General features: G+C 58.9%; 14 protein-coding genes. 9 read left to right on the forward strand and 5 right to left on the reverse strand.

The features are described 5' to 3' along the window. Positions 1 to 187: 187 nt before the first annotated feature. Positions 188 to 2,233, forward strand: coding sequence for a transketolase (gene tkt / locus J5274_RS01150; RefSeq protein WP_142831522.1), 2,046 nt, complete (start codon positions 188 to 190; stop codon positions 2,231 to 2,233). A gap of 105 nt (positions 2,234 to 2,338) precedes the next feature. Here tkt and J5274_RS01155 read toward each other — a convergent pair whose 3' ends face one another. Beyond that, positions 2,339 to 2,920: a hypothetical protein gene (locus J5274_RS01155; protein WP_142831523.1), complete on the reverse strand. Its 582-nt coding sequence runs from the start codon at positions 2,918 to 2,920 to the stop codon at positions 2,339 to 2,341. A gap of 315 nt (positions 2,921 to 3,235) precedes the next feature. On the opposite strand from J5274_RS01155, the gene J5274_RS01160 reads away from it, so the two are divergent. The 4 genes from J5274_RS01160 to J5274_RS01175 all read left to right on the forward strand — a co-directional run bounded on the left by J5274_RS01160 (position 3,236) and on the right by J5274_RS01175 (position 7,037). Beyond that, positions 3,236 to 3,553 carry a PepSY domain-containing protein gene (locus tag J5274_RS01160; RefSeq protein ID WP_142831524.1) on the forward strand — a complete coding sequence of 106 codons (318 nt, stop codon included), beginning with the start codon at positions 3,236 to 3,238 and terminating at the stop codon, positions 3,551 to 3,553. A 40-nt stretch (positions 3,554 to 3,593) separates the two neighbouring features. Continuing rightward, entirely contained in the window at positions 3,594 to 4,208 is a 615-nt protein-coding gene (locus J5274_RS01165; RefSeq protein WP_142831525.1) for a general stress protein, read from the forward strand. 139 nt (positions 4,209 to 4,347) lie between these two features. After that, positions 4,348 to 6,465: a catalase gene (locus J5274_RS01170; RefSeq protein WP_142831526.1), complete on the forward strand. Its 2,118-nt coding sequence runs from the start codon at positions 4,348 to 4,350 to the stop codon at positions 6,463 to 6,465. Between the two features lie 287 nt (positions 6,466 to 6,752). Further along, the gene (locus J5274_RS01175) at positions 6,753 to 7,037 is read left to right on the forward strand and encodes a hypothetical protein (RefSeq protein ID WP_219274730.1); all 285 of its coding nucleotides are present in this window, start codon (positions 6,753 to 6,755) and stop codon (positions 7,035 to 7,037) included. A gap of 11 nt (positions 7,038 to 7,048) precedes the next feature. Here the strand turns inward: J5274_RS01175 and copD are convergent, their stop codons facing one another. After that, positions 7,049 to 7,936, reverse strand: coding sequence for a copper homeostasis membrane protein CopD (gene copD, locus J5274_RS01180; RefSeq protein ID WP_142831528.1), 888 nt, complete (start codon positions 7,934 to 7,936; stop codon positions 7,049 to 7,051). Further along, on the reverse strand, positions 7,933 to 8,301 hold the full coding sequence (gene copC / locus J5274_RS01185; RefSeq protein WP_142831529.1) for a copper homeostasis periplasmic binding protein CopC: 369 nt from the start codon (positions 8,299 to 8,301) through the stop codon (positions 7,933 to 7,935). Before copC ends, copD begins: the two co-directional genes overlap by 4 nt. Before the next feature lie 321 nt (positions 8,302 to 8,622). Here copC and J5274_RS01190 point away from each other — a divergent pair, with 321 nt between their 5' ends. Then, complete coding sequence (locus J5274_RS01190) at positions 8,623 to 9,360, forward strand: metallophosphoesterase family protein (RefSeq protein WP_142831530.1); 738 nt, start codon at positions 8,623 to 8,625, stop codon at positions 9,358 to 9,360. Between the two features lie 6 nt (positions 9,361 to 9,366). Here J5274_RS01190 and J5274_RS01195 read toward each other — a convergent pair whose 3' ends face one another. Beyond that, positions 9,367 to 9,660, reverse strand: a complete 294-nt coding sequence (locus J5274_RS01195) for an exopolysaccharide production repressor protein (protein WP_142831531.1) — start codon at positions 9,658 to 9,660, stop codon at positions 9,367 to 9,369. 766 nt (positions 9,661 to 10,426) lie between these two features. Between J5274_RS01195 and J5274_RS01200 the strand changes: the two genes are divergently transcribed. The 3 genes from J5274_RS01200 to J5274_RS01210 all read left to right on the forward strand — a co-directional run bounded on the left by J5274_RS01200 (position 10,427) and on the right by J5274_RS01210 (position 13,754). Beyond that, a complete protein-coding gene (locus J5274_RS01200; protein ID WP_142831532.1) occupies positions 10,427 to 11,107 on the forward strand; it encodes a sugar transferase in 681 nt (226 codons plus the stop codon). A gap of 174 nt (positions 11,108 to 11,281) precedes the next feature. Further along, complete coding sequence (locus J5274_RS01205) at positions 11,282 to 11,908, forward strand: ribonuclease D (protein ID WP_142831533.1); 627 nt, start codon at positions 11,282 to 11,284, stop codon at positions 11,906 to 11,908. A gap of 232 nt (positions 11,909 to 12,140) precedes the next feature. After that, positions 12,141 to 13,754: a hypothetical protein gene (locus J5274_RS01210; protein ID WP_142831534.1), complete on the forward strand. Its 1,614-nt coding sequence runs from the start codon at positions 12,141 to 12,143 to the stop codon at positions 13,752 to 13,754. Positions 13,755 to 13,856: 102 nt separating this feature from the next. Here J5274_RS01210 and rpsA read toward each other — a convergent pair whose 3' ends face one another. Continuing rightward, positions 13,857 to 15,557: a 30S ribosomal protein S1 gene (gene rpsA, locus J5274_RS01215; protein WP_142831535.1), complete on the reverse strand. Its 1,701-nt coding sequence runs from the start codon at positions 15,555 to 15,557 to the stop codon at positions 13,857 to 13,859. Positions 15,558 to 15,672: the final 115 nt, after the last annotated feature.

Raw genomic sequence — 15,672 nt, forward strand, 5'->3', positions numbered from 1 at the left:
TCTGGTCAAATGATAGGCGTCGCATGCCCAATCGTGGAGCAATACGCCTCCCCCCTGCCATCCCTAGCCGTTCACCTTTTGCGGAGGACGGTTGAATTCCACAGCCTGGCTATATCTACCAATAGACGAGCCCCGGCCCTGTCGCGCGGCAAAACCATTCCCAGCGAACGAAATTTGGAGCATCACCATGGCAACCCAATCCCCGGTCCAGACCGAAAAAACCGTTCCTGCCCCGCGCGACCAGCACCTGCGCGACATGGCCGATTGCATCCGTTTCCTGTCGATGGATGCGGTGCAGAAAGCAAAAAGCGGCCATCCGGGCATGCCGATGGGCATGGCCGATATCGCCACGGTGCTTTTTTCCGAGTTCATGAAGTTCGATGCAGCAGACCCGCACTGGTTTGACCGCGACCGTTTCCTGATCTCCAACGGCCATGGCTCGATGCTGCTCTACAGCCTCCTCTACCTGACCGGCGTCAAGGAAATGACCATCGACGAAATCAAGAACTTTCGCCAGATCGACAGCCGCACGCCAGGTCACCCCGAATACCACCATGCCCCCGGCATCGAGACCACCACAGGTCCGCTTGGCCAGGGTCTCGCCAATTCCGTGGGCCTGGCTTTTGCCGAACGCATCATGAATGCCAAATTCGGCGATGCCCTGGTCGACCACTTCACCTATGTATTCATGGGCGACGGTTGCCTGATGGAAGGCATCAGCCACGAGGCAATCTCGCTTGCCGGCCACCGCAAGCTAGGCCGCCTGATCGCGTTCTTCGACAACAATTCGATCACGATCGACGGTGCAGTCAACTTGTCCGAGTCCGATGATCAGGCAGCACGCTTCCGGGCGTCGAACTGGCATGTGCAGGAAATCGACGGTCACGACACCGATGCTATCCGCGCAGCAATCGTCGAAGCACAGAAGGTGACCGACAAGCCGTCGATGATCTCTTGCAAGACCGTCATCGGCTTCGGCTTCCCGACCAAGGCGGGCACCCAGAAGGCGCACAGCGATGCACCCGGCGAAGAAGAAATTGCCGGCGCGCGCCGTCTGCTGAAGTGGGATGCAGCACCTTTCGAAATCCCGCAGCCACTGCTGGATGCCTGGAGGGCGATCGGCGCCAAGGGGCGCGATGCTCGCATGGCCTGGGCCGACCGCGTCAAGGCAGCCCCCGATGGGCTGGGCGAAGATTTCGACCGCCGCATGAAAGGCGAGCTGCCGGCCGGCTGGAAGCAGGCAGTCACCGACGCCAAGACAGAGCTGCTTGGCAGCGACAAGGATCTCGCCACGCGACAGGCAAGCGGCATCGTCCTCAACCATCTGTTCGATGCAATTCCGGAGATGCTCGGCGGCTCGGCTGACCTGACACCATCCAACAACACCAAGGCGAAGAACCAGGTTGAAATCCCGGCCGGCCAGTTCGACGGCTCCTATGTCCACTACGGCGTTCGGGAGCACGGCATGGCTGCGGCGATGAACGGCATAGCCCTGCATGGCGGACTGGTGCCCTACGGCGGCACCTTCCTGACCTTCTCCGACTATTGCCGCCCGGCAATCCGCCTGGCAGCGATGATGGATATCCGCACCATCTTCGTCATGACCCACGATTCGATTGGCCTCGGCGAAGACGGTCCGACGCATCAGCCGGTCGAGCATCTGAGCGCGCTGCGTGCCATCCCGAAGCTTGCTGTCTACCGTCCGGGCGATCCGATCGAAACGGCCGAATGCTGGGAGGCGATTCTCGACGCACCGCGCCAGGCAGCGCTGATTGCCCTGTCACGCCAGCCGATGCCTCTGCTACGCCGCGATCCCGGCACGGAAAACCTCTCGGCCAAGGGCGGCTACGTGCTGCTGGAGGCTGAGGGCGGTCCCCGCAAGCTGACGATTTTTGCGACGGGATCCGAACTGCATCTGGCCGTCGAAGCGCGCGACCTACTGCAGGCCGAGGGTATTCCGACCGCCGTCGTCTCCATGCCCTGCAAGCTGCTGTTCGAAGCCCAGGATGCCGCCTACAAGGCATCGGTGCTCGGCGAGACGCGCGCACGCGTTGCGGTCGAGGCTGCCGTGCAGGATAGCTGGGACAGGTATCTCGGTCTCGACGGTCGTTTCGTCGGCATGCACGACTTCGGCGCATCCGGCAAAATCGAGGATGTCTACCGCAAGTTCGATATCAACACCGAAGCCGTCGCCCGCGCCGGCCGCGACGTGGTTGCTGCCCTCGCTGCTTGAACCGCTGAAGAAAACTCCCAATCTCCCGAATAGAAAATGCCGCCCGGTGAGGCGGCATTTTCGTTGAGGAATTAAGTCTGTCGTCTCTCGACCATATTACCGAAGTCAGAGGTATGGCGAATACGTCCCACCCGCCTCGTAGGCTGGCCGGCGAGATGCTGCCGCGGCATTGCTTTCCCGGCGCTCGGCCATGCGCATCGACTGCTGGAACAGATCGTCCAGGCGAACGCGCTCCGTGGCCATCGCCGCGAAAGCGCGATCAAATCTCGCGATCAGATGGCGATGTTTTTTCATTGCCGCCTGCAGCTCTTGCTCGCTCATCCTTTCCTCCGCTGGAAGCGGACGCATGGTCATTCGCTGGCCGATATCGTCCTGGAATGAAGCGAGAGTCAGCCCGACCTTGCGCAGCTGCTGGCGGGTGGTTGCCGAGGATTCCGTTGCGATCAGCAGACGCACCGCGCTGACAAGCAATTGTTTGCGGAACGGGAGATCGTCGATGTCGACGACGTCGAGCCCCAGATCCGCCAGCTTTAGATAGCGCAGATACTGGTCTACCAGATCGCGCGCCTCTCGCAACGTGTCTGCATCTGACTGCTTGCTGGAATTGGCGCGAAAATTCTGTCTCTGCTGGGTGGGGTTCATCTGGTCCACCATCCTTGTCGACAGCGTAAACGTGATGTGAACCATAATGTTTCACGCAATGACGGTCATTTGATCGTTGCTGTTTTGCGGGCATTTCTGAGCCCGAATATTTCTCGCCCGGACGCCGCGAATGCCCGCTTGTAAACGGGTTCACGTCCCCCGACCTATCGCTTGATCAAACGGAAATCCGAGCTATCCCAGAGGGTTGACGTGCACTTTGCGTCAGTCTTGGAGGGCTTGCTGGCAAACTCCCCATACCGTTGGGCCCACGCAATTAGTTCAATTTCGGCTTGGAACAACTCAACAGCGAACTGGTTGTGAGAGGGCAACAAACAAAACAAGACAGACGAGGAAACCCCGATGAAGAAGATTTTGCTGACGTCGATTGCTGCCCTGATGACGACTTCGGTTGCCTTTGCGCAGAGCCAGACACCGACAACCTCGCAGGATACACCGGCAGTCGCCACGCCTGAAACCACCAACGCCGGTGCACCGGTCCAGGGCAAGAACAGCTTCACGGAATCGCAGGCGAAGTCGCGCATCGAAGCGGCCGGCTTTGCAGATGTCGCCGACCTCAAGCTCGACGACCAGGGCATCTGGCGTGCCAGCGCAAATAAGGATGCCAAGCCAGTTCAGGTGTCGCTCGATTACCAGGGCAACGTCGTCCAGGCAAAGTAATCCCGTCCTCAACAATAATAACATTCGGAAGGAAACCACCATGAGAACTGTCACAGGTCTGTTCGACAACTATGATGATGCAAAGACTGCGGTTGGCCAGCTCGAAAGCGCCGGTATTGCATCGAAGAACATCAGCATCGTTTCCAACACTGCCGACGGGCGCAAGGTTGAGGATCAGGGTAACAATGCAGCTGAAGGCGCCGGAACCGGCGTTGGCATTGGCGCAGTTGCCGGTGGTGCCGGCGGATTGCTCGCAGGCCTCGGCATGCTTGCCATCCCAGGCGTCGGCCCGGTTGTCGCAGCCGGTTGGCTTGTCGCCACGCTGACGGGCGCCGTTGCGGGTGCAGTGGTAGGCGGTGCGGCCGGCGGTGTCGTTGGCGCCCTCATCAGTTCCGGCGTGCCGGAAAAAGACGCCCATGTCTACGCTGAAGGTGTCCGCCGTGGCGGCACTCTGGTCACCGCGCAGGTCGAAGAGGACGAAGCCGTTTCAGCTGAAGCGATCCTTGACCGCTCCAAGCGTGTAAACCTGACGGACCGTCGCACGGCCTATACCGCCGAGGGCTGGAACCGCTTCGACGACACGCTCGACCCCTATTCGCAGTCGGAAATCGATGCCGAGCGCAATCGCTACGGTACTAACAATCCCCGCATTTGATCGTCTTATCATCCAAAGGAAAGCCGGCCCCCGTGGCCGGCTTTCGTGGTTTTCGGGCATCGGGCTATTTTGAGAAAATAGGGAACGATGTCGCGAGGTCTAGGTTGAGCTTGGACCTACCCCCGACCGGAGAACCCAGATGGCTAGAAAACCAACCCAGACCTTTGTCTCTGACAAGGTGACAATTCATGACCAGACGCTGCAGCGCGGTAACGGTGGCGAGCTTCACCAGTATGCCGAAGGCGATACGCCTGTTCTGACAACGTCCCAGGGCGGCCCCGTCTCGGATGACCAGAACACTCTCAAGGTCGGAGCGCGCGGCCCGGCACTGATCGACGACTTTCATTTCCGCGAAAAAATCTTCCATTTCGACCACGAGCGCATCCCTGAACGCGTCGTCCACGCGCGCGGCTATGGTGCCCACGGCTATTTCGAAACCTATGAGTCGCTGGCCGACTACACGCGAGCCGACCTGTTCCAGCGGCCTGGCGAAAAGACACCGGCTTTCGTGCGTTTTTCGACGGTTGCCGGCAGCAAGGGCTCGTTTGACCTTGCCCGCGACGTGCGCGGCTTTGCCGTCAAGATCTATACCAAGGAGGGCAACTGGGATCTGGTTGGCAACAACATCCCGGTGTTCTTCATCCAAGACGCCATCAAGTTTCCCGACGTCATCCACGCCGTCAAGCCCGAGCCTGACAAGGGCTTCCCACAGGCGCAGTCGGCCCACGACAATTTCTGGGACTTCATCAGCCTGACGCCTGAAAGCATGCACATGATCATGTGGGTGATGTCCGACCGTGGCCTTCCCCGTTCCTTCCGGTTCATGGAAGGGTTCGGCGTCCACACCTTCCGCTTCGTCAACGCCGAAAACAAATCGACCTTCGTCAAGTTCCATTGGAAGCCGAAACTCGGCCTGCAATCGGTCGCCTGGAACGAAGCGGTCAAGATCAACGGCGCCGATCCGGATTTCCACCGCCGCGATCTCTACCAGGCCATCCAGTCCGGCAACTTCCCTGAGTGGGAACTGCAGGTGCAGCTCTTCGACCAGGACTTTGCCGATAAATTCGACTTCGATGTGCTCGATGCGACGAAGCTCATCCCGGAAGAGATCCTGAAGCCGGTACCCGTCGGCCGCCTTGTGCTGGACCGGATGCCCGACAACTTCTTTGCCGAGACCGAACAGGTCGCCTTCATGACCCAGAACGTGCCGCCCGGTATCGATTTCAGCAACGATCCGCTGCTGCAGGGCCGCAACTTCTCTTATCTCGATACGCAGCTGAAGCGCCTGGGTGGCCCGAACTTCGCTCATATCCCGATCAATGCGCCGAAATGTCCGTTCAACAATTTCCAGCAGGACGGCCACATGGCGATGCACAACCCAAAGGGTCGTGCCAACTACCAGCCGAATTCCTGGGGTGAAGGTGCGCGGGAATCGCCGACCTCGGGCTATCGTCACTTTGCGTCCGAGGAGCAGGGCCAGAAGGTTCGGCTGCGTCCGGAAAGCTTTGCCGACCATTACAGCCAGGCGCGGCAGTTCTACATCAGCCAGACGCCGCCCGAGCAGCGCCATATCGTGGCGGCCATCACCTTCGAACTCAGCAAGGTCATGACGCCGGTCATCCGCGAGCGGGTCGTCTCGCACCTCTTCAATATCGACGAGACACTGGCATCGACGGTTGCCCGCAAGCTCGGTCTGCAGACGATGCCGAAGCCGGCCGATGCCGCTGTCGCGACACGCCAGGACCTCGAAGAGTTGCCCTCGCTCAGCATTGCCAGAAAGGGCCCGATGCGCTTCGAGGGTCGCAAGCTGGGGATTCTTGTGACCGACGGCGTCGATGCCGCCATGGTCAAGGCAGTCGTTGCCGCAGTGGTCGATGCCAAGGCAGACTTCGAGGTGATCGCGCCGAAGGTTGGCGGTGTCACCGCATCCGATGGCAAGTGGCTGGCCGCGCATCAGATGATCGATGGCGGACCATCTGTTCTCTATGATGCCGTCATGCTGTTGACCTCACCGGAAGGCACGGAAGAGCTGGTACGGGAAGCAACGGCACGCGACTTCGTGGCCGATGCCTTCTCTCACTGCAAATACATTGGCTATGTCGATGCAGCTCTTCCGTTGATGCAGAAGGCCGGCATCGCCGATGCGCTCGACGAAGGCACGATCAGTCTCTCCGGAACCGGGGATCTGACCGGCTTCTTCGAGGAAATCGGCAAGCTCCGCGTCTGGGGCCGCGAGCCTTCCGTCAAGTTGCCGTAAGGCTTCGGGATCGTTTCAAGATAGGCCACGCAGCCATTTCAAGGCTGCGTGGCCTTTTTATTTTCCGCAATGGATATTGCAATGGGCACGATTGTTACGAAAAAAGCCCTATTTCGTCGTACCTATCCATATTAGTCAGATTTTCCGAACCGTCCGTTTCGTTTTCCGCCCTTCAATAACCCACGCCCCGATCACACATGACGCCTGCAAGCGCCATGACCAGCCTCACCCGCTGGTTTGCGGTCGGCCTTGCATCAAAGCGACCTTAAGCGCTGGGAGATATTGATATGGCATGTTGTGATTTTTTCGAGCAGCCCCACCGGGACGAACCTGCAGGCAATGGCGAAAAGGATTATCGCGAACACGTTGCCGCGCACAAGCTTTCGTTCGGCGAGATTATCGTGGTCGTCGCAGCCGTCGTGATGCTGGCGGGAATGGGCTTCGTACACCGTGACCCCTCGCCTGAGCCCCGGATCACCGGGTCGATTTCGGCCTCCGGCGCCTCACCGGCGAGTGGCTTCACCCGCTGCGACGACGACAACCATTATCTCTCGCAAAGATGCGAACGTTGAAGCCCGTACGGTCAAGTCGGATCGAGCGTGCCGAACACGGCTACCAGCCCGATAGCGGCAACACCCAGCAGGATCTCGACCAAGCTAGCCCGCCGGATTGACCGCAACGCGGCGTCCGGGTTTTCAGCGATCGCCGGAACGAACACATAGCGGTTGACGATAGCAAGACATGTCATCATGCCGACAGCAGCGATCTTCATCGTCAGGATCAGCAGGTATGGCGATGACCAGTCAGTTGGCCAGCGGCCGAGCGTCATGATGGAATTGACGATCCCCGTCGCCAACACCAGAAAGACGGCGCCGTGTCCGACGTTCGAAAAACGCCGCAGCGCAACTTGCGCCGCGGTATGATATTCGGGCACCGCAAGCATCCTCAGCACGACCACAAACGGGATCAATGCTCCTAGCCATGCCCCGCCGGCGAGAAGGTGGACGATATCGTTGAGCCGATGGGCAATCCGGAGCAGGCCATCTTCCATGGAGGCATGCCCGGTCAGGGCCAGCCCCGCGAGGCCAAGCGCTGACGCAAGGGCCACGGTCCCCATTCGCCTGTCAGCGCGGCGGATGAAGGCCAGCATTAGAAGTAACCCTGCCACCGCCTGCGCCTGAAAGAAAAGAGCGAACGGACTTGCGACGAGGACGGCATACACTGTTGCCCCGTCCACGGCATCGGGCCACCCATTACCCAGAGCTGCTGCCTGTAACGGTAATGCTGCCACTGTCGTCAGAACCGCCACCCCGGCTGCAGCCAGCGGAAAGACGCCGAGCCGCCGCAGCATCTGGGCGGCCAGCGAGGGTGGCATGAGAAACGCGACGAAAGCAGCCGTACCCCACAACAGCAACAGGGCGCTGTCATGCAGAAAGCGGCAGATTTGGATCGCTGTCGATGGTTCGATCAAGGCTTGACGGTGAAAGTGAAGGAGCCGCTGGTCTTGTGCCCATCGCTGGACAGCACATGCCATTCGACGGTGTAGGGTCCAGCCGTAAGCGGACCGGCGACAGGCACGGTCAGACCCTTGTCTTCATCGCTAAGGCTCGCGTCCCCTGTTTTCACCGCAGCCTTTTCCGGCCCGATCAGCTTGATGCCCGAAAATTTGAGATTTAGGCTTTCGGTGAACGTCATCGTCACCGCCGAAGGCGCCGATGCAACGGTACTCTTATCCGCCGGCAGCGAAGTCTTGAGATGGGCATGCGCCGACGCCTGGCCAGCGACGCCGAGCGTGCAGAGAAACAGGAGAGCTGAAGCGACGCTACGATTGGTCATGACGACTCCTTGCGACAGATGAAACAACGCTCACGGAACGTGAAGGTGCAGCTAGTCGGTCCGGAAAACCAAAACTGCACGAAAAGCCGGTAGGAGCGTCAAAAGCCCCTGTCAATCGAATGATATCGTTGCGCTCCCCATGGTGACGCTTTGCCGCAAGCCCTTGCACCAAGGGCGCAGATGGAGGATTGCAGGTGATATACCCAAGGCTGCAAAGAAAGTGGCGGTCATTTGAGGGCCAAGCGAGTAGCATGTCAGCGAACCGGCGCCGCGATGGCGAATAACCCAGGACCGTGAAGGCATTTTATGGCAGGCAATGGAATGCAGGAAAGTCAGCGTCGACGTGAGTTTCGCGATATAGCAGGAGTACCCACTTACGCGATCGGCGATATACACGGTCGCTACGATCTGCTGACCGCCATCGAGGCATTGATCACCGCCGACGCAGCGCAATTTCCCGGGCGCAAGCTGATGATTACGCTCGGCGACTACATTGATCGTGGCCCGGATTCGGCCAGGGTCGTCAGCCATCTCATGACCCCGGCGCCGGAGGGTTTCGACCGCATCTGCCTCACCGGCAACCATGAAACAGCGATGCTGGCATATGTCGACGGCGAGATCACCTTGACGCAGTGGCTGGCCATGGGCGCCGAGGCCACGCTTCTATCTTACGGGCTGGATAGCAATCACCTGGCGCGGCAATATCCTTCGCCCAAGAAGCTCGACGACTTTATCCGCGCCTCGCTGCCTGCGGATCACATCGCATTTCTGAGAGACCTGCCGATCATGCTGGACACCCCGAGCGTGCTTTTCGTTCACGCCGGCATAGATCCGCACTTGTCCATAGCCGACCAGACCGATCAGGATCTCGTCTTCATCCGAGGGCGCTTCCTGAAAAGCCGCACGCCACTTCCAAAGCTCGTCGTGCATGGCCACACACAGGTGAAATCGCCTGAAGCGCGTGGTCGTCGCCTCAATCTCGATACCGGCGCATTTCACTCCGGAAGTTTGTCGGTGGCACGATTTTACGAGGGCACGGTCAACGTCATGTCGACCTGAGCGTTGTTAATGGCCCAACGGACCAGGCTGGTTGAAAGGCGTGGACGGCAAATGGGAGATCTTGTCGTCGCGAAGGCTTTCGGCGCTGTTGATGAGATCGGTGGCGCCGCTGGCCGCTGCGCGCTTCGCCTGCTTCCACACAAGATAGCCAATGCACAGAAAATAGCCGAGTTGCAGCAAGATAGCCGCAGCAATTGATTCCAGTACGGTTATGACGAGAGATCCGGTCATGCAATAAGTCACGATTGCAAAGACGATGATCGTAACGAACATGCCCGCGAACACGCGTGGCGCACTCATGAATGTCACCTTGAAGTAAATTTCGTTGATAAGCCGACCGAATACATCGCTGCAGTTCTTCCCGCTCCCGGAAAATGAATATATTTTAGAAAGCGGTATAATTCAATCACATGCTGTTCTTCAGTCGCGGATTTATGATGCCCTGCGATCATGAATTTTTGGTGTAGCCCAAGCATTTTTACGCCGATCGACACGACGTTAAGTTGCATCAATATTAACGGCGAATGAAGTCGCTCGAATTAATATTCGTCATTTTCCTGCCATTTTCTAAACCTCAACTCTCGCAGCAGACAGGCACCAATCGCGGTCACATTGGCGTGCAAAAGTCACCTTCAATCAAATATTATTACAAAGTGACGATGCCGATGGCGCAAGAGTGCGTCGCAACAAAATAGATGCATTGCAGCAAAAACGATTAGAATTTGAAACGATTGAAAGGCGGCAGACAATATATCTTGCGATTATGCGGATGGCGACAACGTATATATTTCCGACTTTTACGCGCTTTTTGGGATAAATTTTGTATAATGTCATTATAAAAGCAATTTTAGCAAAAAATTAAGCAACTTTTCTAAGCATAAAAACCGAAAATTTGCGCTTGAAAATTTCTATACTATCGACAAACGCCACGATTTTTCACGTCGCCACACGTGTTACAAAAATTTGGCTTAAAAAAACCATGTCCTGCGATATACTCTTGAACATGGAGCCCTATCTACCCTCCCCTGACGTATCCGACCAATCGCCAACAAAAGTGGAGCAATCTATGAAGTATGCGACGAGATCGGCCGATCCGGCTTTTTTCAACGCCGCAAGTTCCGGCACTCATCCACCGACAGGCGGTATTCTGAAGCGGGGATTCGACCTCGCGCTGGCATCGATGGCCCTGCTGTTTCTCAGCCCGGTTTTCCTGATGCTGGTTGCATTGGTCAAGTTTACGAACAAGGGCCCTGCGCTTTACGGGCATTCTCGTATCGGCCACAACGGTCGCACATTTAAGTGCCTGAAGTTCCGCACGATGGTCGTCGATGGCGATCAGGTGCTGCGCAAGCATCTCGACGCCAACCCAAAAGCGCGCGAAGAATGGCTGGCAACCCGCAAGCTCCAGGACGATCCTAGGGTTACGCCTGTCGGCGCGGTGCTCCGCAAGCTCAGCCTCGACGAATTGCCGCAGCTGCTGAACATCATCCGTGGTGAAATGAGCATTGTTGGTCCACGTCCCGTCGTGGAAGACGAATTGATGCTCTATGAAAGCTCTGCAGTCTACTATCTGAAGGCTCGTCCGGGTCTGACAGGTCTCTGGCAGGTCAGCGGGCGCAACGATGTGTCCTACGCAGAACGTGTTGGTCTCGACACGCACTATGTGAAGAACTGGTCTCTCTTGAGCGACGTGACAATCATCGCCAAGACGATCCCGGCTGTATGCCTCTCCCGCGGCAGCTACTGATCGACCTCTGCAATTGAAAATGCCGGCATGGCGATTTGCCGGCATTTTCTGTGTCTGAGGGCTAAGCCCCACGACCAACCTCTTCGTCCAGTGCCCTCGAGAGGTATCCCCGGCAGTGTCTCTGCGCTATAGCGGTCTCAAAGCTCGCAAGTGGACGACCAGACCGGAGACATCATGGCAACGACCATCCGCTATCACGAAGGCGACCTTTCCGACGTGGCCGCAGCGCGATATTCTGACGCGATCGCAATCGATACCGAAACACTGGGCCTGATACCGCGCCGCGATCGCCTCTGCGTCGTGCAGCTTTCGCCTGGCGACGGCAGCGCCGACGTCATCCGGATCGCCGCCGGGCAAACGGATGCTCCCAACCTCGTTGCCATGCTCGCAGACCCGACCCGCCAGAAGATCTTTCACTACGGCCGATTCGATATTGCCGTGCTGTTCCATACGTTCGGCGTTACCACCGTTTCTGTGTTCTGCACCAAGATAGCCTCACGCCTCTGCCGCACCTACACCGATCGCCACGGCCTGAAGGACAATCTCAAGGAAATGCTGGAGGTCGACGTGTCCAAGGCACAGCAGCAGACCGACTGGGCCGCAGACAAGCTTTCGCAGGCCCAGCTCGAATATGCGGCCTCAGACGTGCTCCACCTTCATGCGCTTCGCGACAAGCTGACTTATCGCCTGGTTCGCGACGGACGAATGGAGCATGCGCAAGCCTGTTTCGAATTCCTGCCGACCCGGGCCAAGCTGGATTTGCTCGGTTGGCAAGACACCGATATTTTCGCCCACAGCTAGGCATACGAAGTCTTTTCGTGTGCAATGCGGAATTATCGGCGATGGATTTCGCTTCCTTAACGGCTTGTTAACGCTCTTGGCGATATTTTATCGGTAACTACTCGCATTCGACAGGCGCCATGATGCGCCGCGCAGCCGTTATCTGGCTCTGGGATGCCATGTCTGCATAAGCAGCCCTGTTTTTGTTTCCGTTATTGTGTCCATTTTCAGCTGTCCGATATGGAGCATGCCGATGTTGCCTCCCGTTGCCGCGGTTTCCAGCGCAAGTCCCGTCGCCCCGCAGCGCGAGGTCGTTGTCGTAACGGAGATGCTGTCCGGGCTTTCGTCCGAGCCGGATGCAGCGGTTGCCTTGTCACTGGCTGCCAGCGCCGGGGTGGAAGGCAAGCTGAATATCCTCCTGCTCAATGCACGTGCCAGGATGCTCGACAGCTTGTTTGCCGTCATCGACGCTGTCAGCCAGTCCCTCGCATTGCCGCAGGCACCCGGCGAGAGCAAGGCCGCCTATGCGCTGAGGCTCGCAGACACCATGACCGAACTGCCGCCAAAGCAGATGGCAGCGTTGCAGCAGCAACTGGCCGCGAAGGGACAGACGGCGCCCTTGACGCTGGTGGCTGCCGCACTTCACGATCCGGCCGGCGCTGAGGCAGCGCAACTCATCGCCTATCTCGAAGTCGTCCGCTACAAGGAAAAAGATCTGGCAACCAAGTCGGTCGTTGCCTCCTACGGGCAGAACAACAGCCAGGCCGAAACGGCAGCCGCAGCGCTACCTTTGCCTTTGCGCAACGGAGCCACGCAGACGGCCGCCCTCCCGAGCACCGTTCCTCCGCAGCCTGGCCAACCTGCCGCCGCGACGTCTGCCGCCACCGCTCCTGCAGACATCGTGCAACTCCAACCACCGGAAACTACTGTCGATCCGCATCCGCCGGAAACTGCCACCATTGCCCTGAAGGACCCGACAGACCAACAACTGCGAAATCCTTCGGTGCCTGCCGCGACCGCCCAGCCCTCGACGGCGCCGGCAAACACTGCAGCCGCCCAAGCACCACAGGCGCCACAAGCACAGACCGTTGCCGCACCGGCACCTTCAGCAGACCCCACAAAGACGGCCGTCCCGACTTTGACGCCGGACGAAAGCATGCCGCGCGCCAACCAGCAGATCCGTAGCGACATCAAGGAGGGGCTAAAGGCCGTCTTTGACCGGTTGGTCCAGGCAACCGGCACCGATTTGCTGCAGACCTTGGCTGAAGCCGCGCCGCTGGCCGACAAGGCTATTGCCCAGGCGCTGATCGCAGACATGATAGACGGCACGGAACTGCAGAACCTGCGGGTACCCGGCGCAGCGACCGCGCCGGAGCGGACACCTCCTCTCGCCAACGCCATACCCGTCTCGCTCACGCCACAAACCGTGGCAGCGGAGCAGGCACTAGCGGTCGCCGTTGCCAATTCACAGTCCGACCAGCCTGAAGCCTTACCGCCGGTGGCCCTGCAGCACGCCCCTGCTGCCGTCCCGCCGGGCCTCGCCGTTGCCTTCGTCACCGTGCCCTATGCGCCGGGCGATGATGTCGTCAAGAACAAGGAAGCCCTCCGCATCGACCGCGTCGACGCCGTCGATGACGACGAGCACGAATATCCTGGCCACCAGCCGCAAGAGGACGCCGAACCCGAGGAAGAGCCGGAAACCCCCGCCGAAGAGGCGCTCGACATGCTGGAAGCCGGGTCAAATTCCGAAGTTTCCGCTGATTTGCCTCCGGTCAGCCGCTCGTCGCTGACAGCTCCGCCCCGCCCGACATCCACCGAGCCGGTACCCAGCGCCGGTTACGATCTCTACCAGCGCATGGGCGCCTGAGCGTTTCGCGACAGGCTCCGACAAATCCGGCTTATACGCCGGACACAAAAAACCCGCCGGATCGCTCCGGCGGGTTTCTTAATTCAGCAAGACTTGCGAGAATTATTCGCCGCGGTTCTTCAGAGCCGCGCCGAGGATGTCGCCGAGCGAAGCGCCGGAGTCGGACGAACCGAACTGTGCGACGGCTTCCTTCTCTTCAGCGATTTCGAGCGCCTTGATGGACAGCATGATCTTGCGGTCCTTCTTGGAGAAGTTGGTGACGCGGGCGTCGACGATCTGACCGACCGAGAAACGCTCAGGACGCTGCTCGTCACGATCCCGCGACAGGTCGGCGCGACGGATGAACGAAGAAACGTCTTCGTGCTCGACGAGCTTCACTTCAATGCCGCCTTCGTTGACTGCAGTCACTTCGCACGAGACAACCGCATTCTTGCGGAGTTCGCCCGAGGTAGCTGCGTCGCCAACGGCGTCCTTGCCGAGCTGCTTGATGCCGAGCGAGATACGCTCCTTCTCGATGTCGACGTCGAGAACCACGGCCTTGACCATGTCACCCTTGTTGTACTCTTCGATGACCTGTTCGCCTGGACGGTTCCAGTCGAGGTCGGAGAGGTGCACCATGCCATCGACGTCGCCGTCGAGGCCGATGAACAGGCCGAATTCGGTCTTGTTCTTGACTTCGCCTTCGACTTCGGTGCCAGCCGGGTGGTTATGGGCAAAAGCCTGCCATGGGTTTTCGAGGGTCTGCTTGAGGCCAAGCGAGATACGGCGCTTGGTCGGGTCGACTTCGAGAACGACCACTTCGACTTCCTGCGTCGTCGACAGGATCTTGCCGGGGTGTACGTTCTTCTTGGTCCAGGACATTTCCGAGATGTGGATCAGGCCTTCGATGCCGGGTTCCAGTTCGACGAATGCACCGTAGTCGGTGATGTTCGTGACGGTGCCGGAGATCTTCTTGCCTTCAGGATACTTGGCTTGGATGCCATCCCAAGGATCCGACTCGAGCTGCTTCATGCCGAGCGAGATACGATGAGTTTCCTGGTTGATGCGGATGATCTGAACCTTGACCTGCTGGCCAATAGACAGGATTTCCGACGGATGGTTGACGCGGCGCCATGCCATGTCGGTCACGTGCAGCAGACCATCGATACCGCCGAGGTCGACGAACGCACCGTAATCGGTGATGTTCTTGACGACGCCGTCGACAACCTGGCCTTCTTCGAGGTTCTGGACGATTTCCGAACGCTGTTCAGCGCGGGATTCTTCGAGAACGGTACGACGCGAGACAACGATGTTGCCGCGACGCTTGTCCATCTTGAGGATTTCGAAGGGCTGCGGGTTGTGCATCAGCGGCGTGACGTCGCGGATCGGGCGGATGTCTACCTGCGAACGTGGCAGGAAGGCGATGGCACCGTCGAGATCGACGGTGAAGCCGCCCTTGACCTGGTTGAAGATCACGCCTTCGACGCGCTCTCCGGCTTCGAACTTGGCTTCGAGCTTGACCCAGCTCTCTTCGCGGCGAGCCTTTTCGCGCGACAGAACAGCTTCGCCCAGCGCATTTTCGATGCGTTCGACGTAAACTTCGACTTCGTCGCCGACTTTCAGTTCGCTACCCTTGGAGCGGGCGCCGAATTCCTTGAGCGCGATGCGTCCTTCGACCTTGAGGCCGACGTCGACAACCGCAACATCTTTTTCGATGGCGGTGACGATACCCTTGGTAACGTAGCCTTCAGCCAGATCGTTCTTGGCAAAAGACTCTTCGAGCAGGGAGGCAAAATCCTCATGCGAGGTGGCAGCTACAGACATAAAATCTCCTGGCGTGTCCCGGATGGTCTCGGACACTGGGCGCCGGTGGGTTGTTCTGATGAACCTGGATCCAGTCCGCCCTCTCGAAGAGGACAATCCGGCGCGGGGACGGAAA

It is taken from the genome of Rhizobium sp. L51/94 (assembly GCF_019355555.1).
Taxonomy (GTDB): domain Bacteria; phylum Pseudomonadota; class Alphaproteobacteria; order Rhizobiales; family Rhizobiaceae; genus Rhizobium; species Rhizobium rhododendri.

Coding starts and splice junctions, on each gene's coding strand:
- J5274_RS01200 (WP_142831532.1), top strand. CDS start 10,427: ATGAAGTATGCGACGAGATCGGCCGATCCGGCTTTTTTCAACGCCGCA.
- J5274_RS01210 (WP_142831534.1), top strand. CDS start 12,141: ATGTTGCCTCCCGTTGCCGCGGTTTCCAGCGCAAGTCCCGTCGCCCCG.
- J5274_RS01195 (WP_142831531.1), bottom strand. CDS start 9,660: ATGAGTGCGCCACGCGTGTTCGCGGGCATGTTCGTTACGATCATCGTC.
- rpsA (WP_142831535.1), bottom strand. CDS start 15,557: ATGTCTGTAGCTGCCACCTCGCATGAGGATTTTGCCTCCCTGCTCGAA.
- J5274_RS01165 (WP_142831525.1), top strand. CDS start 3,594: ATGAGAACTGTCACAGGTCTGTTCGACAACTATGATGATGCAAAGACT.
- J5274_RS01155 (WP_142831523.1), bottom strand. CDS start 2,920: ATGGTTCACATCACGTTTACGCTGTCGACAAGGATGGTGGACCAGATG.
- J5274_RS01205 (WP_142831533.1), top strand. CDS start 11,282: ATGGCAACGACCATCCGCTATCACGAAGGCGACCTTTCCGACGTGGCC.
- J5274_RS01160 (WP_142831524.1), top strand. CDS start 3,236: ATGAAGAAGATTTTGCTGACGTCGATTGCTGCCCTGATGACGACTTCG.
- tkt (WP_142831522.1), top strand. CDS start 188: ATGGCAACCCAATCCCCGGTCCAGACCGAAAAAACCGTTCCTGCCCCG.
- J5274_RS01170 (WP_142831526.1), top strand. CDS start 4,348: ATGGCTAGAAAACCAACCCAGACCTTTGTCTCTGACAAGGTGACAATT.
- copC (WP_142831529.1), bottom strand. CDS start 8,301: ATGACCAATCGTAGCGTCGCTTCAGCTCTCCTGTTTCTCTGCACGCTC.
- J5274_RS01175 (WP_219274730.1), top strand. CDS start 6,753: ATGGCATGTTGTGATTTTTTCGAGCAGCCCCACCGGGACGAACCTGCA.
- J5274_RS01190 (WP_142831530.1), top strand. CDS start 8,623: ATGCAGGAAAGTCAGCGTCGACGTGAGTTTCGCGATATAGCAGGAGTA.